The 23,011-nt window shown below is 42.8% G+C and carries 21 protein-coding genes; 8 read left to right on the forward strand and 13 right to left on the reverse strand.

Annotated features, from left to right (window positions below):
- Window positions 1-3: 3 nt before the first annotated feature.
- From JKJ11_RS10570 to JKJ11_RS10580, 3 genes are read right to left on the reverse strand one after another with little or no spacing between them, the layout of a single operon-like run.
- Window positions 4-867: a carbohydrate ABC transporter permease gene (locus tag JKJ11_RS10570; RefSeq protein ID WP_006073672.1), complete on the reverse strand. Its 864-nt coding sequence runs from the start codon at window positions 865-867 to the stop codon at window positions 4-6.
- Window positions 867-1,967, reverse strand: a complete 1,101-nt coding sequence (locus JKJ11_RS10575; protein ID WP_252038145.1) for an ABC transporter ATP-binding protein — start codon at window positions 1,965-1,967, stop codon at window positions 867-869. Before JKJ11_RS10575 ends, JKJ11_RS10570 begins: the two co-directional genes overlap by 1 nt.
- Before the next feature lie 6 nt (window positions 1,968-1,973).
- Window positions 1,974-3,062 (reverse strand): ABC transporter ATP-binding protein, encoded by a 1,089-nt coding sequence (locus JKJ11_RS10580; protein ID WP_006073675.1) that lies wholly within the window; start codon window positions 3,060-3,062, stop codon window positions 1,974-1,976.
- A 316-nt stretch (window positions 3,063-3,378) separates the two neighbouring features.
- On the opposite strand from JKJ11_RS10580, the gene JKJ11_RS10585 reads away from it, so the two are divergent.
- Window positions 3,379-5,274: a sigma-54-dependent Fis family transcriptional regulator gene (locus JKJ11_RS10585; RefSeq protein ID WP_252038146.1), complete on the forward strand. Its 1,896-nt coding sequence runs from the start codon at window positions 3,379-3,381 to the stop codon at window positions 5,272-5,274.
- A gap of 32 nt (window positions 5,275-5,306) precedes the next feature.
- On the opposite strand, the gene JKJ11_RS10590 is transcribed toward JKJ11_RS10585, so the two are convergent.
- Entirely contained in the window at window positions 5,307-6,263 is a 957-nt protein-coding gene (locus JKJ11_RS10590; protein ID WP_252038147.1) for an NAD(P)H-dependent oxidoreductase, read from the reverse strand.
- A 126-nt stretch (window positions 6,264-6,389) separates the two neighbouring features.
- Between JKJ11_RS10590 and JKJ11_RS10595 the strand changes: the two genes are divergently transcribed.
- Entirely contained in the window at window positions 6,390-7,292 is a 903-nt protein-coding gene (locus tag JKJ11_RS10595) for a LysR family transcriptional regulator (RefSeq protein WP_038225842.1), read from the forward strand.
- A 52-nt stretch (window positions 7,293-7,344) separates the two neighbouring features.
- Window positions 7,345-7,965 carry an HAD family hydrolase gene (locus JKJ11_RS10600; RefSeq protein ID WP_252038148.1) on the forward strand — a complete coding sequence of 207 codons (621 nt, stop codon included), beginning with the start codon at window positions 7,345-7,347 and terminating at the stop codon, window positions 7,963-7,965.
- A 69-nt stretch (window positions 7,966-8,034) separates the two neighbouring features.
- Here JKJ11_RS10600 and JKJ11_RS10605 read toward each other — a convergent pair whose 3' ends face one another.
- From JKJ11_RS10605 to JKJ11_RS10620, 4 genes are all read right to left on the reverse strand, one after another.
- Window positions 8,035-9,054, reverse strand: coding sequence for a YcjF family protein (locus JKJ11_RS10605; RefSeq protein WP_006073684.1), 1,020 nt, complete (start codon window positions 9,052-9,054; stop codon window positions 8,035-8,037).
- On the reverse strand, window positions 9,051-10,424 hold the full coding sequence (locus JKJ11_RS10610; protein ID WP_240206085.1) for a YcjX family GTP-binding protein: 1,374 nt from the start codon (window positions 10,422-10,424) through the stop codon (window positions 9,051-9,053). The genes JKJ11_RS10605 and JKJ11_RS10610 overlap by 4 nt, the downstream gene beginning before the upstream one ends.
- A 114-nt stretch (window positions 10,425-10,538) precedes the next feature.
- A complete protein-coding gene (locus JKJ11_RS10615; protein WP_006073687.1) occupies window positions 10,539-10,724 on the reverse strand; it encodes a hypothetical protein in 186 nt (61 codons plus the stop codon).
- Window positions 10,725-10,831: 107 nt separating this feature from the next.
- Window positions 10,832-12,352, reverse strand: coding sequence for a fumarate hydratase (locus JKJ11_RS10620; protein WP_038225844.1), 1,521 nt, complete (start codon window positions 12,350-12,352; stop codon window positions 10,832-10,834).
- A gap of 178 nt (window positions 12,353-12,530) precedes the next feature.
- On the opposite strand from JKJ11_RS10620, the gene pabB reads away from it, so the two are divergent.
- The gene (gene pabB / locus JKJ11_RS10625; protein WP_252038149.1) at window positions 12,531-13,901 is read left to right on the forward strand and encodes an aminodeoxychorismate synthase component I; all 1,371 of its coding nucleotides are present in this window, start codon (window positions 12,531-12,533) and stop codon (window positions 13,899-13,901) included.
- On the opposite strand, the gene JKJ11_RS10630 is transcribed toward pabB, so the two are convergent.
- From JKJ11_RS10630 to JKJ11_RS10645, 4 genes are all read right to left on the reverse strand, one after another.
- Window positions 13,902-15,608 (reverse strand): ATP-binding protein, encoded by a 1,707-nt coding sequence (locus tag JKJ11_RS10630; protein WP_252038150.1) that lies wholly within the window; start codon window positions 15,606-15,608, stop codon window positions 13,902-13,904.
- A gap of 7 nt (window positions 15,609-15,615) precedes the next feature.
- The gene (locus JKJ11_RS10635; RefSeq protein ID WP_006073693.1) at window positions 15,616-16,155 is read right to left on the reverse strand and encodes a heme NO-binding domain-containing protein; all 540 of its coding nucleotides are present in this window, start codon (window positions 16,153-16,155) and stop codon (window positions 15,616-15,618) included.
- A gap of 156 nt (window positions 16,156-16,311) precedes the next feature.
- Window positions 16,312-17,745 carry a hypothetical protein gene (locus JKJ11_RS10640; protein WP_252038151.1) on the reverse strand — a complete coding sequence of 478 codons (1,434 nt, stop codon included), beginning with the start codon at window positions 17,743-17,745 and terminating at the stop codon, window positions 16,312-16,314.
- A 26-nt stretch (window positions 17,746-17,771) separates the two neighbouring features.
- Window positions 17,772-19,745 carry an EAL domain-containing protein gene (locus JKJ11_RS10645; RefSeq protein ID WP_006073697.1) on the reverse strand — a complete coding sequence of 658 codons (1,974 nt, stop codon included), beginning with the start codon at window positions 19,743-19,745 and terminating at the stop codon, window positions 17,772-17,774.
- A gap of 159 nt (window positions 19,746-19,904) precedes the next feature.
- Between JKJ11_RS10645 and JKJ11_RS10650 the strand changes: the two genes are divergently transcribed.
- Window positions 19,905-20,264 (forward strand): hypothetical protein, encoded by a 360-nt coding sequence (locus tag JKJ11_RS10650; RefSeq protein WP_198557992.1) that lies wholly within the window; start codon window positions 19,905-19,907, stop codon window positions 20,262-20,264.
- 102 nt (window positions 20,265-20,366) lie between these two features.
- Window positions 20,367-20,747, forward strand: a complete 381-nt coding sequence (locus tag JKJ11_RS10655) for a hypothetical protein (RefSeq protein WP_006073701.1) — start codon at window positions 20,367-20,369, stop codon at window positions 20,745-20,747.
- Between the two features lie 14 nt (window positions 20,748-20,761).
- Here JKJ11_RS10655 and JKJ11_RS10660 read toward each other — a convergent pair whose 3' ends face one another.
- Entirely contained in the window at window positions 20,762-21,634 is an 873-nt protein-coding gene (locus tag JKJ11_RS10660; RefSeq protein WP_252038152.1) for a sigma-70 family RNA polymerase sigma factor, read from the reverse strand.
- Between the two features lie 306 nt (window positions 21,635-21,940).
- Here JKJ11_RS10660 and JKJ11_RS10665 point away from each other — a divergent pair, with 306 nt between their 5' ends.
- On the forward strand, window positions 21,941-22,276 hold the full coding sequence (locus tag JKJ11_RS10665; protein ID WP_006073707.1) for an Hpt domain-containing protein: 336 nt from the start codon (window positions 21,941-21,943) through the stop codon (window positions 22,274-22,276).
- A gap of 18 nt (window positions 22,277-22,294) precedes the next feature.
- The gene (locus JKJ11_RS10670) at window positions 22,295-22,888 is read left to right on the forward strand and encodes a CoA pyrophosphatase (protein WP_006073708.1); all 594 of its coding nucleotides are present in this window, start codon (window positions 22,295-22,297) and stop codon (window positions 22,886-22,888) included.
- Window positions 22,889-23,011: the final 123 nt, after the last annotated feature.

A 23,011-nucleotide genomic window follows, 5' to 3' on the forward strand; every position in this document is an offset into this window, starting at 1 on the left:
CCTTTATTTATTCTCACCGTGCGTCATCGCGGTATAGAACACCCAACTGACGAGTAGTATGATCAAGAAGTAAATGATGGAGAAAGCCGCAGCAGGACCAATATCAAATTGTCCGATGGCCATCTTGGTTAAGGTTTGACTTAAGAACGTGGTTGAGTTACCTGGCCCACCTCCAGTAAGCACAAAGGGTTCGGTGTAAATCATAAAGCTGTCCATGAAGCGCACTAACACACCAATCAATAACACACTCTTCAACTTTGGAAGCTGAATGTAACGGATGATTGACCATGTAGAGGCGCGATCAATATTGGCCGCTTGATAGTAGGCATCCGGAATAGCGCGCAGACCTGAATAACACAGCAAGGCGATGAGTGACGTCCAGTGCCATACGTCCATCAGAATCACAGTCAACCAAGCATCGACCGGATTACCTGCATAGTTATAATCAACGCCAAGCCCGTTTAGAGCCCAGCCAAATAAGCCAATATCCGCACGACCAAAGATCTGCCAGATAGTACCTACGACGTTAAGTGGGATAAGCAATGGAATAGCTAATACGATTAGGCAAAACACCGACCACTTGCCTTTGGTTGGCATGGTGAGTGCCACAATAATCCCAAGGGGAACTTCAATCATCAGCACCGTAAATGTAAATCCAAACTGACGCAGCAACGCACCGTGTAGTCGTTCATCATTTAACGTTTCTCGATACCACTCCGTTCCAACGAAGTAGGCGGTATTAGCGTCAAAGATATCTTGTAGCGAGTAGTTCACTACCGTCATCAATGGCACGATGGCACTGAAGGCCACCAAGGCGAAAACCGGAAGAACTAGAAACCATGCCTTGTTGTTGACTGCCTTGTCCATTAGTGGCCTCCTACATTGACTAAGAATTCATCGACATAGAGCATTGTCCATTGCTCTGGAAAGCTGATGTACGCGACACTTTTCGGTACATGTTGGTCTTCTTGAAGGCGTGCTTTGATGTGCTGTTCACCCAACTTTAAAGTGAGAATTTTGTAGGTACCCAAATCTTCAACATGCAATACCTGTGCTTTTAAAGCAGAAGGGTTCTCTTTCTCCCATACATGAACAAATTCCGGTCTTATTCCAATCTTGATATTGTTACTCGACGCCTTTGCAATAGCGTCTCGATAACTTGACGACAACGGCACATCGACATCATCAAATCGCACTCCAACCTCAGTTGGTGTCACTTCCATTAGATTCATTCCAGGACTGCCAATGAAGTAGCCGACAAAGGTATGGTTAGGGGTTTCGAATAGCTCTCTTGGTGTACCGAATTGCACAATTTGCCCGTTGTACATAACGGCAATTTCATCTGCGAACGTCGACGCTTCCAGTTGGTCATGGGTCACGTAAATCATGGTGATATTGAACTGTTGGTGGATCTGCTTAAGCTTGCGTCTTAGTTTCCACTTCAGCTGCGGGTCGATAACCGTTAGTGGTTCGTCAAATAGAATCGCCGAGACATCATCACGAACCAGCCCTCTTCCCATCGACACCTTTTGCTTTTCATCCGCAGTAAGGTGTTTTGCTTTTTTGTTCAGCACGTCGGTCAGCTCGAGAATTTCGGCAATTTCCGTCACTTTGGAATGAATTTTAGCTTTGTGTACCTTCATATTTCGCAGCGGAAACGCTAAGTTGTCGTACACCGTCATAGTGTCGTATATCACCGGAAACTGGAAAACCTGAGCAATATTTCTATCCTGAGGGCGCAGTTCATTCACTTTCATGTCATCGAAAAGCACTTCACCTTGCGAAGGACTCATGAGCCCAGAAATAATGTTGAGTAGTGTCGATTTTCCGCAGCCCGATGGACCTAATAACGCGTATGCTCCACCTTGTTTCCAAACGTGGTTCATTTCTTTAATGGCATACAGCGACGACTCGCTTGGCTGTTTGTCATAAGTATGAGCCAGTGAATTGAGTGTAATTTGGACCATGACTGACTAACCTCTCACATCATTAATCGGAGCATGAATCAGTTTTTCGTCCATACCGAATACATAGAATTTGTGGATTGGAATGTAGATTTTGATGGTTTCGTCCACTTCATAGCTGTGAACGCCAGCCAAGTGAAGCACCAACTCAAAATGCGCATTACGAACGTGAAGAAATGTCTCTGAGCCACTAATTTCGGCGACTTCCACTTGAACCGTCAGCTCAACATCGTCGTCGTTTTTCGGTAACAAACTAAGATGACTGGGTCGAATACCAAACTTGTAGCTACCCTTTTCAAGCTTGCTTAACGACTGGTTAAGCGGGAAGTGAGCACTTTGATCAAACGTGACTTCACTTTCAGTAACGTCACCTTTTAGTAAGTTAATAGGAGGCTCACTAAACAGAGTGGCCGAGGTCACGCAATCTGGGGTGTGATACACCTCTGCGGTCGGGCCTGACTGAATGACCTTTCCTTCGTGGAGAATGGTTGTCGTTCCGCCAAGTGCTAGAGCTTCGTTAGGCTCTGTAGTAGCGTAGATAGCGATCGTATGACGGGTTTTGAACAACTCACGCATTTCCTGACGCAGTTCCTCGCGAAGCTTGTAGTCTAAGTTCACCAGAGGCTCATCGAACAAGATAATTTCAGCATCTTTGACCAATGCTCTAGCCATTGCGGTTCTTTGCTGCTGACCACCAGAAAGTTCTAATGGGTGCTTTTTTAGATGTTCAGTAATGCGAAGCATGTCTGCTGTTGCGTGCACACGCTCGATGATTTCTTTTTCAGGTGTACCAGCAAGTCGCAGTGGAGAAGCGACGTTTTCAAATACCGTTAGATTGGGATAATTGATAAATTGCTGGTAAACCATCGAGATGTTTCGCTCTCTTACCGAAACCCCTGTTACATCAACGCCGTTAACCAGAATTCGTCCTGATGTAGGTTTATCCAAACCTGCTATCAATCTCATCAATGAGGTTTTACCTGCGAGTGTTCGCCCAAGCAAAACGTTAAACGATCCTGCTTCAAAGGTGAGGTTCACATCGGATATGTGATGCTCGCCGTCGACTACTTTGCTTACCTGCTCAAGTGTTAATGACACTAAAAACTCCTTTCATCTCGAACAATGTCGTTTTCGATATTGCTCATGATTGCTAGAGTCGTGCCAACTTGCGAAAATTGTAACAATTTAATTACAAGGCATGCGATAAACTATTGAATGAGCGTAGTTTTAAACGCTAACCCCATAGAAAGAAAGCACTTATCCTACAAAAACGTTTTATGATCCAAGTAACATTTGTTAACTAAATGTGTTCAAACTGTTCAGAGCAATGATATGTTTATTGAGCAATTGGTGAACAATCTTTGTTCGCAAACGCGCTTTTAGTATTTTGACTCTAATTTGGCTGGTCGTAGAAATGAACAGTAAACACAGCACGATCATTAAAAACTCTTGGCAACGATGTAGAGAAGCTGGGTTGTCACACAGCAGTGCTCCCATTATAGAGATGGAGACAGGCTCCTCACTGGCGAGAACAACAGAAGAGCACTCCGGTTTAATAGAAACTACCCAACAAAAAGTGTTGCCGTTTTACGACAGTTTATTGGCAAACAGTAACTGCCTCATTACCTTGGCAAATACTAAAGGCCAGGTTTTGAATAGCTGGGGAGAACAACGTTTTTTTACCCAACATCAACCACAAGTCTTTCAAAATGGCGTGCAATGGAAGGAACAGTTAATTGGCACGAACGCCATAGGCACTGCTTTAGAGACGGGCTCCATTGTGCAAGTTTTTCACGATGAACACTTTCTTAGTTCAAACCGATTTATGGCAGGTTCCGCAGCACCTTTGTTTGATGCAGACAGAAGAATGACGGGCGTTTTGTCGATATCAAGTGACGCTTATATGCCCTCTTCTCATACACTTGGTATGGTAAAACTGATGTCACAGGCCATTGAGAACCAATTAATAGCTAGTCGATTTCAAGCGACCCATCACCTATTTTGGTTCAATACTTCTCCTGAAAACATTGATAGTCAATGGTCTTCATTGTTGGTGTTTAACGATGAAGGCATTATTGTTTCAGCCAATCGTCGCGCTGAAGTGGTACTTGGTCAGAATCTTGCGCTGCAGCGTTTGGAACAATTGTTCGATGTAAAGATGGAGCAAGTGCTATCGCACCCTCCTTTTACGCCATTTGCTCTAACTTCTCGCAGCCAGTCTAATTATTATGGCTTGACCATACCTCCAACGATTCCAAAAGGTCGTCAACTCGATTTTAGGTTGGCACCGCAAACCACAGATATAGCTACTCCAACGGACAGACCACTTGATTTAGAACAGTTGAATACCGGTGACCCAAGATTGGCGAAAGCGATTAATCAAGCAAGTCGAATCCTTGATACCGATATACCCATTTTGATCCATGGCGAAACCGGGGTGGGTAAAGAAGTTTTTGTTAACGCACTGCACCAATCAAGTAGACGCAGTCACGCCCCACTCATTGCAGTAAACTGTGCCGCTATTCCGTCTGAACTGGTTGAATCCGAGCTGTTTGGATACGAGAAAGGGGCATTTACCGGTGCTCATACTAAAGGCTATGTGGGATTAATTAGAAAAGCCGATAAAGGAACACTGTTTCTCGATGAACTTGGCGACATGCCGATAAATGTTCAAGCTCGACTGCTTCGAGTACTGCAAGAGCGCAAGGTGACGCCACTTGGTTCCACAACCTCTTACCCAGTTGATTTTAAGTTAGTTTCCGCAACCAACCGGAACCTAAAAGCTGACGTAGAGCGCAGCACGTTTCGCCAAGACCTCTATTATCGAGTAACAGGTCTTAACATCACGCTCCCTGCTTTGAGGGAACGAACGGATAAAGAGGCTCTGATCCGATTAATTCTAAGAAAATACGTATACGGCAACGAGGTACCAAATCTAAGCGTGGAAGTATTGGCGATGTTCAAACAACACCCTTGGCCTGGCAATATCAGACAAATGGTTAGCGTGATTCAAATTGCAGCCGCCATGGCGGGCGATGAAACCATCACCTCAGAACACTTACCTGATGACTTCATAAATGACCTCAAACCTTATGAAAGTGCGCCGATTCAACCTATATTGGGCGCTACCGCATCAGACTTATCAGCCGCCCCAAATTTGGTTGAACAAGTCACAGAGCAAGTATCAAACAATCAAGAGTGGCTTGATATTTATGAGGAATATGGAAGGAATATTTCGGCCACTGCAAAGGCCCTTAATGTCAGTCGCAATACATTGTACAAACGCCTAAGAGAGCAAGGGTTAAGATAAGCTTCCCTTGCTCCACTTGGATTGTTTTTATATTAACTCACTGGATCGACATGATAATCATGAATTGTGATTCTGGTGTCATCCAAGCTTACTTTCCACACTTCGTTAACCAGCAAGTTAATGCTTTCACCACGTAGCGTTGACTCGGGATAGGTGTCTGCAAGTAAGCGTATTCTGAGTTCGACTGCGTAATTGTTGTCTTCTCTACGCACTTCTATTTGCTCGATTTGATGATGACAATCCGGTTTAAAGGTGCGCTTAACGATAGAATACCAATCTCTAAACCCATCATGACCTGAAAATGTTCCTTCTGGCGCTGACCATTTGATATCCGCGCTTAAGTAACGCGTAAAATCATCAGTCGACTCAGGAAGTTCATCAAACTGGGCGAACCATTGAGTCACAAACTTACTAACACGGTTTTCTGGTGATTGGATAAGGTCTTCAATCCTCGTTTGCAAGCGGTCAGCATGACTCATAGCACGAGTTTCTACCTCCTCCAGTTTGTTGTACACGCCTGCAATGTAAACCATGCTATGAGTGTAAATTGGCTTAACGTAATTCATTCCTGCAAGATAAGCGGTTTGCTCTAAAGGTTTTAACAACTCTTCAATTGAGAAATGGTTATAGCCAAGCGGGGTATAAGACTCCTCAGGACCACCGATTGTGAACGATAGCACCAAATCTTTGCCTTTTAACTTGTCGCCTTTAGCGCCATAAGCAAAGTTATAGCTGAATACATCATCAATCCATTTTTTTAGCAATGCAGGAATGGAGTACCAGTAGAACGGAAACTGCAGTACAACAACGTCAGCTTTCACTAAAGCCGCTTGCTCTGCCTCTACATCGATCTGATAGTTAGGGTATAAACGGTCTAGTTGACGCACTTCAATGTCATCAAAATGATCACTTAATTGGTTCAAAATAACTTTATTGGTATTTGACGCGTCCAAATTTGGATGACCTGAAATAACTAAAACCTGGCTCATAATGACTTTCTCATCGGTTACTGACTTAACATGTGAGTAGTGTAATTAGTATCATTGATAACTTTTAGATGACTTTTAGCTAAATAATTATTAGTTTAAAGCTAATAATAGTATTAGGCCCTAATCATGAACGGAACAATATTCAACCAACTGATTGTATTTAATACGATCGTTCAGGAAGGTAGCATTACCAGAGCGGCTAAGAAGCTCGAAATGGCACCTCCTTCAGTCAGCAATGCGTTGAAAGCTTTAGAGCAAGAATTAGGTCTACCGTTGTTTACACGTACAACACGACGCATTGAAGTCACTGAAGCAGGTAGATTACTGCATGAACGCACCTTGCATTCTATTTCCGAGCTGAGTTTGGCTTTCGAAAGTGTCAGCGATTTAAGCCGAGAACCCACTGGCACGGTTCGCGTCACCATGCCACGCTTTGTCTATCAGTATTTAATCGAGCCCATTTACGCGGAATTCTGTCAGCAATACCCTCATATACAACTAGAAATTTCAGTTTCTGACGCCACAATCGACATACTTAACGAGAACTTTGATCTTGGCATCCGCTTTGGTGATAAAGTGGAAGAAGGCATGGTCGCTCGACCACTTACGACTTCTATGAAAGAAGCCTTTTTTGCGTCCCCTGCCTATATAGAACACTATGGACAACCATCATGCCCAGATGATTTGAAACATCACAAGCTGATACAGTATCGATTCATCTCATCAAACAAAATTGCACCTCTATTGCTAAACAAACAGGGAGAGATGCTTTCGGTGGAGATGCCTACCTCCATGGTTGTTAATGACACGAACTTAATGGTAGATGCTGCCATTAAAGGTTTGGGAATAGGCAGACTTGTCGAACCTATGATTCAATCACATATCGCCCAAAAACAACTAGTACCAATTTTAGAAGACTATTGGTACCCATATTCTGGACTTTATGTCTACTTTCATAAAAACACACAAAAGGCTAAACGTGTCCGTGTATTGATTGATTTTTTGATAGAAAAAACCAAGCAGCTATAACTAAATAGCGGCTCTTTTCATGGATACATTGTCCCTACTACGAGGTATCAAATTGAACACAAGTAAAATTCGCAACGTGGTCTTCGACGTTGGCAACGTGATTGTTCGCTGGTCTCCCGTTGAGATCGTCCGACTAACATTTGGGTATAGTGCTCATGAAGCAGAGCAAAAGGCTAAAGCTATTTTTCAACATGATATTTGGATGGCTCTTAACAAGGGTCTATTGACCGAACATCAAGCACAAGAAGAATATCAAACTGCATTGGGGCTATCTGAGGCTGAGTGTGAGAGACTCTTCTACTACATCAAAGAAACCCAAATTCAGATTTTTGGTACGGTCGATCTCATTAAGCGCCTGAAACAAGCCAGCTACAACATTTATGCATTAACGGACAACGTCCATGAAATTGTCGAGCACTTAAAGCATCGTTATGACTTCTGGCCACTATTCGAAGCTGCTACCGTATCGGCTGATTTGGGTGTACTCAAACCCTCTGCTGACATTTATCAGTCGCTACTCAACAGCAACAATCTTATCGCGGAAGAGACCGTATTTTTGGATGACATGCCATACAACGTCGACGGCGCAGTGCAATGTGGACTGCATGCCATTCAGTTCAGCGACGCACAACAAGCGGAGAATGCACTTCGAGAATTGGGTTTAGAGTTTTAAGACGAATAACGGCAGTTCTCGTGACAAGAACTGCCGTTACTATTTCAGTTGATTCAAATGAACAAACGCTTAACTAAGCTTGCTCTTCAAACTTTCCAATACAGACTTACGAATTGAACCCAGTTTTGGACGCTCTTCATTTGGAAACGGGATTGGTCGCATAAGACTGATCGTTTTCAAACCCAAACGAGCTGTTAGTAGCCCCACACCAAGGCCTTGTCCAGCTCGGGCTGAAAGTTTTTCTGCCAAGTTCATCGACAATATATCCGCACTTGATTCAATGGCAAGTTCACTGGCACCCGCTAATGCAATGTTCATTAATACGAGTTTGAACAACTTAAGTCTTGACCAGTAACCTAACTCTACGCCGTAAACCTCTGATAATTTGTCGATCATTCGGAAATTACGCCAAGCGATGAGAAGCATGTCAGCAATAGCCAATGGACTCAGAGCCACCAAAATTGCCGCTTCCCCCGATAACTTCGACACTGCAGCCAGTGCTTGTTTATCTTGCTCTTTCAGTACCATGGACTGGTACATATTTAGCACTTCAGCATCACTATGCGCACTGTGAATACTGTTCTTCCAGCGGTCAAACGAAGGGTTTTCAGGTTGTATCCCCGCCTCATCAGCTAGCTTTTGACAGAATTTTTCACCCTGCCCCACTCCATCGTTGGCAATCAGTGCTTCGGCCTGTTCCTGAACCGAAAAGTGGTCTTTCAGTTTGCGAAGCTTATACAGCTCCTTACCAAACGCCCCAATACCCATTGCCGCTACTGCGGTAATCAAGCCTGACCAACCTAAAGACAACCAGTCTCCGGTATTGGCAGCAGTCACGACGTTATCTATCGCTTGCCAACCAACTAAGCCTGCAAATGCCGTTAATAAAGTAGTGGCAATCCAGCCTTTTTTGCTGCTTCCTTTGACTACTCTTTCAAGCTCTAGCTCGTCCTGTTGATCATTTGCTTCATGTTCAACAGGTATGAACGCCTGTTCTGGTTCAAACAGCTTTTGGCTGTTTATATCCACTGAAGATTCTATTTCGGAAGTATCCTCAGTGAAGACTTTTCTACCTTTGATATCACTCATCGAAGTTTATCTCCAATCAAATACTGCAGTGCTTTATCAAGTCGAATATGCCCGCAAGGTTCGTCAACCGCCGTTTCAAGCGGTCTAAATGAGGTAAACTCAAACTGATTGTTTTTCCAATACTCAGCCTTTGGGAGGCGGGCTGGCACATCACCGGGATACAAGGTCATGGTTTCATTATTCAAGGTCGTTCCTCTTAGCGCAGCACTGCTCTCATTTCCTTTACCTACAAATCCTGCTTCGGTCGCTCTGATGGAAGCGACGCTCATGCAGCTCATTTCTATATTTTCGAACGCAGTATCTTGCCACGCTGGATGTACCATTTGCTGTAACAAGCTCACTAAGTTGTTGTGCTGATCTGGCGTGACATGATCAGCCTTTGTGGCGGCAAACAGAATTTTATCTATTCGTGAAGAGAACAAGCGACGTAGTAAGCTAGATTGTCCATAGCGGAAACTCTTCATAATTTGTTGCAGCGCATCTTTCATATCGTGAAACGCTTCTGAGCCTGCCATTAATGGCTGTAAACAATCCACCAGCACAATCTGACGATCAAATGTCGCAAAGTGATTCTTGTAGAATTGCTTCACCACTTTGGTTTGATACTCTTCATAGCGGCGCTTGAGCATCGCATAACCGCTCGTCTTAGCGACTTTGTCTGACGGAGCCTGACAAGGGAAAAACTGCAGTACTGGTGCGCCTTTTAATTCACCCGGAAGAACAAAGCGTCCTGGTTGCACCCAATGTAATCCACGCTCTTTGCAGGCATACAGATATTGAGTAAAGCTCTCGGAAATGTCGGCTATTTGCTTTTCGTTTTCTTCTCCAGTGGCATCAAACTGCTCAAGCTTAGTCAGCCAGTCTTGGGCACATTCGCGGCGAATACCCGTTAGATTCTCAAACTGCAACTCACTCCACTGCTCAAAGGTCAAATCGAGTAGTGGTAAATCGAGTAACCACTCTCCCGGATAATCAATGACATCAATATACAGAGTCGACGTTTTGCTAATTAAGCGTTTCGCCCCTTTTGCTGGCTTATACTTAACCGCCAATCGTATCTCACTTACATCGCGCGTAGGCTCAGGCCAACTTGGTGGCATTGCATGCAGTTGACTCATCGCGTCATCATAAGCAAAACGTGGAACCATTAAGTTAGACTGCGGGACACGCTTGGCGCCGATCAATCGTCCATCTCTAGCACAGTCCAACAGAGGTAAATTCTCGTGCGTAGAGGTATGCAACAGTTGATTAACCAGTGAAGTGATGAACGCCGTTTTACCTGCTCGCGACAAACCCGTCACGGCAATTCGAACATGAGAGTCCATACTACGATGCAGAAGATCAGATACTTCTTGACCAATTCGGCTCATTTAACGTACTCCAATAAAACTAATGGGATAAGTTTGCACTATACGAGATTAACGAAACATGAACAAAAAACCCCTGAAAATATTCAGGGGTTTACGTGAAACTTTGAGAGCGTCCTAATCGTCTTCAATTAACTTATAAATGACGAACAGCGCGATTTCCAACAGAACCGTCAGCACACAAGCCATGGTGACGTATTTTTCATTAAAGATGCTGATACCGTGCAGTATTAAATCGTAGCCAACGAAAAATCCCACTACTAGCAATAACGCAATTTGTAATATTTGTATGAATCGAGGCATTGTTGCTCTCTCCTTGGTTCTTTTTCTAGTATGTTTTTTAGTATACGCCTGAATTATAGATAAAAAAAAGTGAGTATGCGTTCACACACCCACTTTTTCTAAGCGGATTAAGAAACTTTTTCTGCTTCCGCTATCTTAACTTTCCACGTATCTGGACCAATTTGGTGAGCATTCGCTCCGCTTGAATCTACCGCGACAGTCACAGGCATATCTTCTACTTCAAACTCGTAAATAGCTTCCATACCTAAGTCTTCAAACGCAACCACTTTGGCTTTCTTAATCGCCTTAGCTACCAAATATGCCGCACCGCCGACAGCCATTAAGTACACAGCCTTGTGCTCTTTAATAGACTCAATCGCCGCAGGACCACGCTCCGCTTTACCAATCATGCCAGTTAGTCCAGTTTCAGACAGCATCATGTCAGTAAATTTATCCATACGAGTTGATGTTGTTGGGCCAGCTGGTCCTACTGCTTCGTCGCCAACGGCGTCTACTGGACCTACGTAGTAGATAAATTTGCCTTTAAAGTCGACACCTTTTGGCAAACCTTCACCACTCTCCAACATCCCTTGAATACGTTTGTGCGCTGCATCACGACCTGTCAGAATTTTCCCAGAGAGCAATAGAGTCTCACCTGTTTTCCACTCTTGAACGTCTTCTTTGGTGATAGTGTCAAGATTCACTCGACGAGTATTTTCGCCAGCTTCCCATGTAATATCTGGCCACTCTTCCAATTTTGGTGGCGTAAGCTCTGCAGGGCCAGTTCCATCGAGGGTGAAGTGAACGTGACGGGTTGCCGCACAGTTTGGAATCATACACACAGGCTTAGAAGCTGCGTGAGTTGGTGCGGTTTTGATTTTAACATCGACAACGGTCGTTAAGCCGCCCAAACCCTGAGCACCAATGCCCAGTTTGTTGACACGGTTAAAGATATCAAGGCGAAGCTCTTCTTCTGCATTAGAAGGACCACGTTCGATAAGCTCTTGAATATCGATATGCTCCATCAAAGATTCTTTTGCAAGTACTGCCGCTTTCTCTGCCGTACCGCCAATACCTATACCCAACATACCTGGTGGACACCAACCTGCCCCCATTGTAGGTAAGGTTTTCTCTACCCATTCTGCGATGTCGTCAGATGGATTAAGCATGACCATTTTGGTTTTGTTTTCAGAACCGCCGCCTTTCGCTGCGATTTGAATTTCAACTTTATCCCCTGGCACCATATTGATATGAACCACAGCTGGCGTATTGTCTTTGGTGTTAATACGCTTACCTGCTGGATCTTTTAGCACAGATGCACGCAACGGGTTATCAGGGTTGGTATAACCTTGACGAACGCCTTCATCGATCATCTCTTGAACAGTTAGATCAGAGTCCCATTGGACATTCATACCAATGTTCACAAAGCAGGTAACGATACCTGTATCTTGGCAAATTGGTCGATGACCTTCTGCGGACATGCGCGAGTTAATGAGAATTTGCGCGATGGCATCTTTTGCCGCTTGGCTTTCTTCCTTTTGATAAGCTTTATCTAGGGCTTGAACAAAGTCGAGGGGATGGTAATACGAGATGTATTGCAATGCATCAGCAACACTACTGATCACATCTTCTTTACGAATAACCGCCATTGAATACCTCTTTATAATTTTAGCTTCCAGAATTACGAACTTTCTTTGAACCTGTACCACGCCTTAACCCGCAGTATTTTCAGGGATAATTGTCCGACTTTTTATTGTGAAAATATGATACTCTTGCTTTCCACTATGCGCCATGAGTGCGACAACGTTTCTGTCACAATTTAAGCAAATGAACACAAAAGAAAGACTATCTATTCAATTCGTTGACCTTCCTTATTACCAAGACCTAGCCCGAGACAAGTTTGCTGAGATTGAGCAACTTCCTTGGTCGATGCTACTGAAATCGTCAGACGCCAGTCATGAGAACAGCCGATTTGATATTTTGGTCTCTCAACCAGTCGCAACCGTCGAAACGTTTGGTGCTATCACCAAAGTTATGGTTGGAGACGAAGTGTCAGAAAGTGACCAAGATCCATTTGCCATCGTTAACGATTTGATAGAGAACTTAGTTGGTTTCAGGAAAGATTCTACCAACTGGCCATTCATTGGAGGTGCGGTTGGTTACTTCGCATACGATCTAGGACGCAGAGTGGAACGTTTGCCAATAAAAGCAGAGAACGACATCCAAGCCGCCGATATGTCTATCGGTATTTATGATTGGGCATTAGTCGTTGACCATCAAGAACAGCGAGCTGCCATCGTAGGTAACAACCCTGAATTTCATAAGCAATGGTTAGAACGCCAAGTCTCCCCTCAAGAGGATCCGTTTACGTTGGTGTCGAATTGGCAGTCCAACATGACCAAACAACAATACCAAGACAAATTTCTTTCAGTACAAAACTATCTCTCTGCTGGAGACTGCTATCAGATTAACTTAGCGCAACGACATCAAGCTCAATATACTGGTAGTGAGTGGCAGGCATTTAATCTATTGGACAACCAGAATCAAGCACCGTTTAGTGCCTTTATCCGAACCAACGATAGCGCGATAATCAGTGTTTCCCCTGAGCGTTTCTTACAGCTTCATCAAAACTGTATTGAAACCAAACCAATTAAAGGTACTCGACCAAGATCAGTCGATGTGGAACAAGATAAAGCGTACGCAGAAGAGCTAAAAGCAGCGACCAAAGATCAGGCAGAAAATTTGATGATTGTGGATTTGCTCCGCAATGATATCGGACGAGTAGCAACTCCAGGCAGTGTTAAAGTGCCTAAGCTTTTTGATATCGAAAGCTTCCCTGCAGTTCATCACTTGGTAAGTACGGTAACTGGCGAGTTAGCTCCAGAATACTGCGCTACAGACCTTCTTAGAGCTTGTTTCCCCGGAGGTTCAATAACTGGCGCACCTAAAATACGAGCCATGGAAATCATTGAGGAACTAGAACCTCACACTCGCAGTGTATATTGCGGTAGCATTGGCTACATCAGTGCTCATGGCGTTATGGACACCAGCATTACCATTCGAACACTCATCGCAAAACAAGGTAAAATCTATGCTTGGGCCGGTGGCGGTATCGTCGCCGATAGCGAATGTGATGCAGAGTATCAAGAAACCTTCGATAAATTAGGTAGAATTTTGCCAACCCTTGGCAACCTCTAGTCAGAGCGCATCTAAGCCAGAGCTTGGCCCCCATTTAGAGAGTGTGAGGGTCAAGTCTTTTGCGGTATAAGGTTTGGATAGGATGTCGTCCATACCCACATCATAACAAGTTTGTCGTTCTTCTCGTGTTGTGCCTGCGGTTAGCGCCACGATGGGTTTGGCGTAACTTGCGTCTCGTAGTCGTTTCGTTGCTTCAAATCCATCCATCACTGGCATTCTACAATCCATAAATATGATGTCGTATTGCTGATTGGTCGCATGTTCAACCGCTTCAAGGCCATTAACAGCAAGATCAGGTGTGATACCGACTTTGCTCAGCATTTTAGTAATCACGACCTGATTCATTTTAATATCGTCAACGACCAGAATCTTAAGGGCAGAAAAATCCTGTACCACAGTATCAAGGTTCTGTTTTATCCGTTCGTTATCGTCAACATCTTCAACCTGCAACGGTAAAAAACCATAAAACGTTGTACCCTTCCCTAACTCACTGGTTAACGAAATTGAGCCACCCATTAGCTCGACAAGTCTTTTACAGATGGCTAATCCGAGCCCTGTTCCCTCGTAGTTACGTGAACTAGACCTGTCTGCTTGAATAAACGGTTGAAACAGTTTCTTCTGAGCCGTCTGACTGATACCAATTCCCGTGTCTGTTACTGAAAAGCCAATCCCACCTTCCTGCGAGGTTAGCGTAACTTTAACACTTCCTTCATCGGTGAATTTAATTGCATTACCAATAAGGTTGACGAAAATTTGTGTGATACGTTCTAAATCGCCTTTGAAGTTCTTGTTAGAGAAGCCGTCAGCGCAAATTGTAAATCCAATTTGCTTCTCCGCCGCTTTGTGCTCAAAAATACTGCACAACGTTGATTGAAGGTTGGTCCATTTGAATGTTGATTCGATTAACTCTAACATTCCTGCATCAATCTTACTGAAATCCAAGAGGTCATTAATAATCGACCTAAGTAGTTGACCAGATTGACTTAAATTACTGTGAAGCTCTTGTTGAGCACCTTTCAGATCAGTATCTGCCAACAACTCAACGCTCCCTAGTAATCCATTTAAAGGAGTCCTCAATTCATGATTGATCATTGCCAGAAACTCACGAGTCGAACGTTCCGACGCTTCTGCGCGCTCTTTCGATGTAACAAGTCTTAAGTTGATTAACTGGCGTGTTATGGAGCTCGACAACAGTTCACAAACTAATGACATTTGGCTTTCAATAAAGGCCAAGTCAAAATCTTCACCAACAAGGTTAACCTCCAATTTCCCAACGTTTTTCTGTTCGACTTGAATTGGTATAGAAGCTTGTAAGGCCGGAGACGTGCTGGCTTCATTTATTACCTTAGTTGAGTTGAAAAGATTATGTTTAAGGGTAGGTATAAGGTTTTCAGTCAACTCAATACTATAAGAGATGCCCTCAGCAGCATCCGTTAATTGTTTGACTAAATCCGCAAGTAGTACATCATCAAGGTTGCTACGTAAAAAGGTTCTTCCAAACTGAATTAGAATTCGCTCAATATGCTGCTGAAACTCCAGCCGTTTAAAGCTAGCCTCTGAGCGCTGCTCTACTTGTTTTAGAGCCACTTCTAATTGTTGATTGGCATTAAACAATTCTAAGCTTTTAGCTTCGAGTAAACTCTCAGCCGCCTTTCTGGCCGCTATTTCACGCTTGAGTTTTCTTTCAATCGCCGCACTACTCGTCATAGTCAATTCACACTAAAGATAAGCTAAACCTGACCACGCTTCCGTCTTCTGTTTGAGGACTCATTTTGACATCTACGGTTTCCCCAAAGTGGGTTGCGCACCCTTCTATTAACCCCAAGCATACGTTAGACATACAGCGAGCGCTCTGATAGTCCATGACCATTTCTGTTTCTGTCTCACTAATGAAATGAAATTTAGGAGGTTCTGCATCCGCGTAGAGTTTTTTCACCTCAACATGAATGTAATCTTCTACGTGGCGAATGAACTGAAATGTAGATGTGCTTTGGCCAATACTGGCACTGTCCGGAATAGATGCCAGTAGTGCTTTAAACACGGTCTGACCAAACACTTGCTGCAATGTATCAGGCGCAATATCGGTTTTCTTACTAAGGTTAACAATTAGCTTCACAAGGTCTCTATGATCGTAACTCCCAACAGCTGTATAGATACCTTCATCCCCTGACATTTCAAGAACTTCGTCCAATACTTCTAAGCCGAACTTTTCTTCAACGAGTTCCATAAACTCGGTAAAAATGATTCCTTTCATAGCCAATCTCCCCAAGATTGAGAGTTGAGGTACTCTCTTTTCGATATTGAACCTAATCATTGGTAGGCTCGATGAATAATTAATCCTCTTAGTTAAGTTCTAGAACAATATTCACACTAAATCCAAGTTAATACGTGTTCACAATCAATAACCTAGTTAAATGGTTATTGATGAAAAGCCCAATGTTCCATCATCAAAACTCAAGGTTAAGTTCAGTTGTGTTTGTGCTTGGCAGTTCACAGACCATAACGTAAATGTATTAATGTTGTTGGCAGTCACTAACCCATCACTGCAATTAACATCAATATGTGCGATACGCTTGCGAACTCTTCGGCTCAGCAGTGCTTTAATCTCGCGAGTCGAAACTTCCCAATAGTTGCCGCTTTTAGTTTGAATACAGTTATCGAAAATCAAGTTAGGCATAAAGACCAGATCGAAAGTTAAATAGCCTTCACTACTTTCTCCATCATCACCTGACAAAGAGAGTTTTCCGAGTCCTTTGCTACGATTAACAGACGACAAGGTTAGGTCACCCTCGCTTTCTGATTTTACTTGAACTAAATCAGAATGCTCGAACGCTAATTGGTGAATAGATTTTGCACACTGCCGGCTCACCGAGTTGGAAATAAGATCTTTTTTATTTACTTCGATATCACACCACTTGTTCGACGCTTTAAGGCTGGTCTGAATCGGTGCCGCTTGCATGTGTGGCATGAAAATTCCAGTGGCAATGTAGTCAACCGCATCAGACAATAAGTAAATATATCCTTCCGACTCAGTTTTGGGTTGACTGAAAGAACCATTCGGCAAACGACGTAAAAAGCTCTGATTTGAAAATGAGTAAACAGCATCAACATACACTATCGGACTTGCAAACTGTGTAGGAGAACCAACAAGATCTTTTTGTTCAAGTGCTTTTCGTGAACACATACCGTTCTCTGTCTTTACTATTAGGTCCTTCAACAAAGTAAAATCAAAACGCAGAACTAAGTCCAAACTCTGCTCGCTGTGAAGATTGAGCGCCTCAACTAACAATTCACAAGACAGGGGCTGAAAACTATTTTTGGAATGTGTATACGGTGGAGAAATAAAACAAAACTCTTTCGTCAGTTTACTTTGATAATTTGCTGTGGCAGTCATTACTGACCTAACTTGGAACTCACTTCCTTGTATCGATGCATCTGAATGACCCGCGCTCTTATTCACAAATTTGACAAGAGCACTTCGGCTGATAGCTATGGTTCCGTCCGAAAGGACTGAATAACCAATTGGACTGCTCTTGGATTGCGCTAATTGAAATTGTTCGGGAACCACGATGTGAGGCACCGATAGAAGATTACATTGCACTCGCAATGGCACACCTTCGATCAAGCAGCGGAGCTCCAGTGTTCCTCCAAACTCTTTGTTCGGTAAGTAAGCATAGACACCATTTCCATAGTCTCTAAAGATACCTACACCACTGTCACAAAGAACTTGCTCCGGTGTTATTCCGTTGAGTTTTTCAATATGAGTTATTAGGTAATCTCTCGAAAACACGAGTAAGCCAGACTGAAATTCAACGATTTGATGTCGATAGCTATCTACACTCATCACATACTCTACCCGTCTGAATAAAATCAATGTCGCTTAGCGTCAGAAGCATACTTAAGAACTTCACGAACCTGACTAGAGGACAATGGACGATAAAAGAAATAGCCTTGGATATAATCGACATCAATAGACTTTAGCGTTTCCAACTCAGAGACTTTCTCTACCCCTTCAGCGACGACTTTAATATTCAAGTCGTGAGAAAGCTGCCGAAGCATATTTACGGCAAAATATTTCTGTTTAACCTCATTGATATTGGTAATGAACTTACGATCGATTTTTAGCTCATCAAAATGGAAGTCGTTAAAATAAGAAAAGGACGAACTACCGGTACCAAAATCATCAACCGCAATCTTAATACCAGCAGAGCGAATTTTCTCTAACAGGTTGGCATTGTTCACATTATTTTCGAAATAGGCCGTTTCTGTTATTTCAATTGTCACCGCATCATTGTCGACTGGAGACCGTTTAATAAGTTCGAATAAATCCAGGAGATGAATCGAAGGTTGACCCGATTCAGCAATTGAGCAATTAAGTGACAACGATAGTTTTTTAGAGACACCTGAGTTTATGCTAACAAACTCCTCAATGGCTCTTTCAGCGACCATTAGATCCAGTGCAGAAATGAGTTTGAGTTCTTCTGCTAGGTGGATCATTTCTTGAACCGTGTACGACATATCTTGAAAACGGAATCGGCAAAGCGCCTCAAGCTTTACTATTTCCCCCGTATGCGTATCGACAATTGGTTGGAAGTTGACGTCGATAGCTTTATTTCGTATTGCATCTATCAAAAGCTGTTCTAAGCGCTTTCTGCGTATATTGCCTTGAACTAGCTTTTCATCATAAAAATTGACGCTACTGCCGCTTGAGTCATGAACGAACATAGCTTGTACCGACTGAGAGATAACTTCATCAATACCACAGCCATTGAATCCATGAAGTGCAACACCAACCTGACCGTCGGCTATATCATTAACCAAATGGTCATCGAGGTATTTTCTCATGCCCTTGAAAAACTGCTTGATGCATAGATTGATAGTCGCCAGATCTTCGACGTCACTTTGTCGAATTTTGACAAGTGCGATGAACGTGTTGCGCCCCAAATACCCAAAGCTGGATTTGTCATGTGATGACTTTAGTGCAGCAAGGACTTTGCCACGTGACTCTTTTTCTAACTCACTATAAAAGTGCGGCTTGAAGCTGATAACAATATATTTTCCGTTCTTTTTGGATAACTCACTGGCACTTTTTCTAAAAGAGGCTTCATCCTGCGCTGTCTCCTGCTTAAAATTGATATGCGCTGATTTATCCGTGCTCTTCTCTGTAAAATTATCGCCAAAAAAAATGTACACAAAGATATGCTTGCCGTCTGACAACTCGATCTTTTTCACACTGATCGTCTCAAGACGAGCATGGGAATCGCGAGCTCTCGTGATAACAGCGCCCTGCCAACGTGAAGCCTGAGAAATCATACTTTTAAACACTTCCATATGACTACTATCACTTTGGAGCAATTGTATGTCAGAAATGTTTCTACCCAACACACTAATGGGCGATACATTATGTTCGTAGCACAAGCGGTTGTTGGTGAATAACACATTATGTTCATGATTAGTCACTAAAACACCACGATGTGGATCATCAAGCAGATGTTCAATCATTGAGAACACACTAATCTGAGCCTGTGATTGTGACAGTAGTTCAACACTACCTTTCACTTTGTTGTCCAAAATCAGATAGATTTCGAACTTAACAATAAACAGATCTTCGGTTGTTGTTTCAAGTGCAATGGGCACAGCTGCAGGTAGACCGTTAAACTGAACATCACGGATCAACAGCAAGATTTGGTTAACATAATCAATCGACGGAGGTTGAACTGTGATTAACTTATCCTCACAACACAGCACATTACGCCAGAACTCGCCTTTGGAAATTACCGACGTAATCTCCGAGAGATCTTCCGACCAAAATGTTTTATTTTCGTCATGTGTGGTAGAAAGCATTCGCCTCTCACTTCTTATAGTTATCTGCCAACAACGTGTACAGAAGTAAACTAGGCAATAGGAATATGAAATCAAGTTAACCTTAGCTGAGAATTTAAAGTTGAATACTTCAGATTCCCTCCTAGCTTGTTGACTAGATTTAGGAGCAAGGAGCGAGTCATGCGATATGTGTATGTAGATGACGTATACGATGAACGATATCGAATATCACCTCCCCTTAAAGTTAACCTCGTTAGCGGCGATATTCCGGAAGAAGAACTTGAAATAAGAGAGATTTTACGTTGCTGGATGGAAACAGGGCTATCTCCTTTTCAAACCGCTGCAGATATCAAAATGGATTTCTGGACACATGCAGATAACTTCTCACGGCTTAGCTGTACTTTGAATACTCTGCTAAAACACAAAGCCTACTATTTTGCTGCAAAGCGTGTCGCAACAATATGGCGACGCGGGTCTATCGAGAAAGCATATTTGGAATATTTGCTAACAAAGCATATTGGATTAGAGTCACACGAATAGATAAGCAACTAATACAATTACTTTTAATTTTCATCCTGTTAGCTTATATTTAATATTATCAATAGATAGCGGACGTTAGCCATACTGCTACCGTAGATACGTATGTATAAATATGTAAATGACATATTCGACACGGAATATAATCAATCGCTTCCTGATCAAGTGACTTTCACTGAGAATGAGGTTCCACTTGAGGAAATTGAAGTTAGAGAGATGGTTGAAGCGTGGTATTTATCAGGGTATGTGCCCTGTTTTGAAAAACACAAACTGAGTTCATCCAACAAAATTGACGAACTTTCGATTGACGCTGAGGACAGTGCAACACGATTACGGAAATTAGAAGCGACTCTGTTACTGGTTATCAAAAACCGAGTTTACAGAGCCGCGTTCAAACGTCTTATGACAGCTATGAAGCCATCGAGCTCAAAAGATCGATTAATGCTTCTGCTGGAACAAGTAGAAAACGTCTTAAAAGTTCACTAACTCACTTCGCCTGGTTAGTTGATCCAACCGTCAAATTTAAGTTTGTTTTGCAACTTGCTGATCCCTTCCTGTTGAAGCTGACGTACTCGCTCTTTCGATAGCCCAAACATTTCTCCCAGATTGTCCAGTGTTAGCACTTCTTTGCCAAACAAACCAAACCGATGAATCACAATGTCACGGTATTTTTCTGGAAGAGACAAGACCACACTTTCTAGACTCTGCAATAACTTCTCGTTGTGACATATATCGTATGGCTCTGGGATAGCCTCTGACTTACAAGTTTCTAAACTTTGAAATTCTTTATCAATAGTATCAACAGATGAACTCGACTCAATAAAGCCACTCATGTGGATCAAATCACTGATCTGAGCTTGAGATTTCGCGGTTTTTTCAGCGATTTCCTTAACAGATGGCGGGCGTTGAAGATCAGCAATAATCTCGTTAGTTTGCTTCGATAATCGGTTTATTTCTTTAATCACATGAACTGGCAGGCGAACGGTTCGTCCCGTGTTCATTAGTGAAGACTCGATGCTTTCACGAATCCACCAAACTGCGTAAGTACTAAAGCGAAAACCTTTTTCTGGTTCGAATTTGTCAATCGCTTTAATAAGTCCCAAATTCCCTTCTTCGATGAGATCAAGAATCGTGTGATTACTCAACCCTCTCTTCGTATAATTTCTGGCGATTTTTACTACCAATCGTAAGTTAGATTCGATTAATACGTCTCGAGCAGCCTTATCACCCCGGCGTGCTAACGTCGCATAATGATACTCTTGCTCGGGCGATAGCAAGTCGATACCCACGACGTCATGGATATACTTTGAATAGAAATCTGTACCACGCTCTTCGTACTGTTTGTTAAGCCTTTCTGTCCTTGTGCTCATCATTAGCTCCTTTGTATGGCGCTACTCCTAGCCAATTAATTATTATTGGTGTGATCTAAGTCGCACGAATAAGCATAGACGCGTTTATGCTATGCATCAAAATTTAGTCCTATCGAATAAGCTAAATTCTCTTAAAAATAGTATAAAAGTATTAGAAATTTAGTTTCATGGTCGTTCAAGTTTAGATCGTGTGTTTCTGCAGATTTTAATTTTCTATGAACTATACTATTTTTGTAACTATCTGAAGTTGGTAGGTAATCTACTTAGGAACACTACTTATTCACTCTTTACAACAACAGGGACGCTACAATGATAGATTTTGAGGTATTGCGCGGCTACATGGATAATGACGACGATATCATCGCTGCGGTATTCATGGCATTTATGGAAGAACACGAGGATGGTGCGGAAAAAATCCAAGCCTTGTTCAACGAACAAAACTGGAGTGAGCTATTTATTACCGCCCATTCATTAAAAGGCATACTAGCCAGCTTTGGTGAGACTAAGGCCGTCGAAAAACTCGAAGCTATAGAAGGTTCAACCAGAAACAGTGATGCTCCTAACAGCGAAGATATTCAGTTTGTTGTTCAAGAGCTCGATGTTATCAAGGGGCAAATTAATGAATATCTCGCTTCCGCCGTGTAACTAAACAGTAAGGCACCAATGACTAAGCACGAATTTTTAGAACGATTCCAGTTACATCAGTTAGCAGACTATCATGATGGTTCTAAATCAAGGACGGAACATCTTGATAAATCAGCGCTCAGGGAAGCGAGCGTTCTTATTGGTTTAGTTGAAAGAAATCAGTGTCTGCATGTCATATTGACGAAACGCGCAAGCCATTTGAAGCATCATCCGGGACAAATTAGTTTTCCTGGAGGAAAAGTTGAAGAAGATGACCTAGACGCAACCTTCACTGCTCTTCGCGAGGCTGAAGAGGAAATAGGCTTACGCTATGACGAAGTATCCGTCATTGGTCATCTTCCTCGTTTGGTCACCGTTACCCAGTTTAACGTTACACCTGTTCTTGCATTTGTGGATAGTAATTACCGCCCTTCGATAGATGCTAATGAAGTGGACTTTCTATTTGAGGTACCACTTGAGTTTCTTGCTCATCCAGAAAACATGTCAGCATTGCAATTTACTGTACGTGGAAAACCACACCGCGTTCTCTCTATTCCATATAAAGAGCACTTCATTTGGGGCGTGACCGCACAAATTATTGAAAGTTTACAAACACAGCTGCAACTTAGTTAACAGACCACCAACACCAGCCAATCGATTGCGTTATTTTTCATTAGTTTTACTAATGCATCGCAATAGTCAATCTAATCTCTGGCACGTAAAAAACGTGACCCAAATAACGAATCCATCATTAGT

Origin of the sequence: Vibrio sp. SCSIO 43133 (assembly GCF_023716845.1) — a bacterium.
Taxonomy (GTDB): Bacteria; Pseudomonadota; Gammaproteobacteria; order Enterobacterales; family Vibrionaceae; genus Vibrio; species Vibrio mediterranei.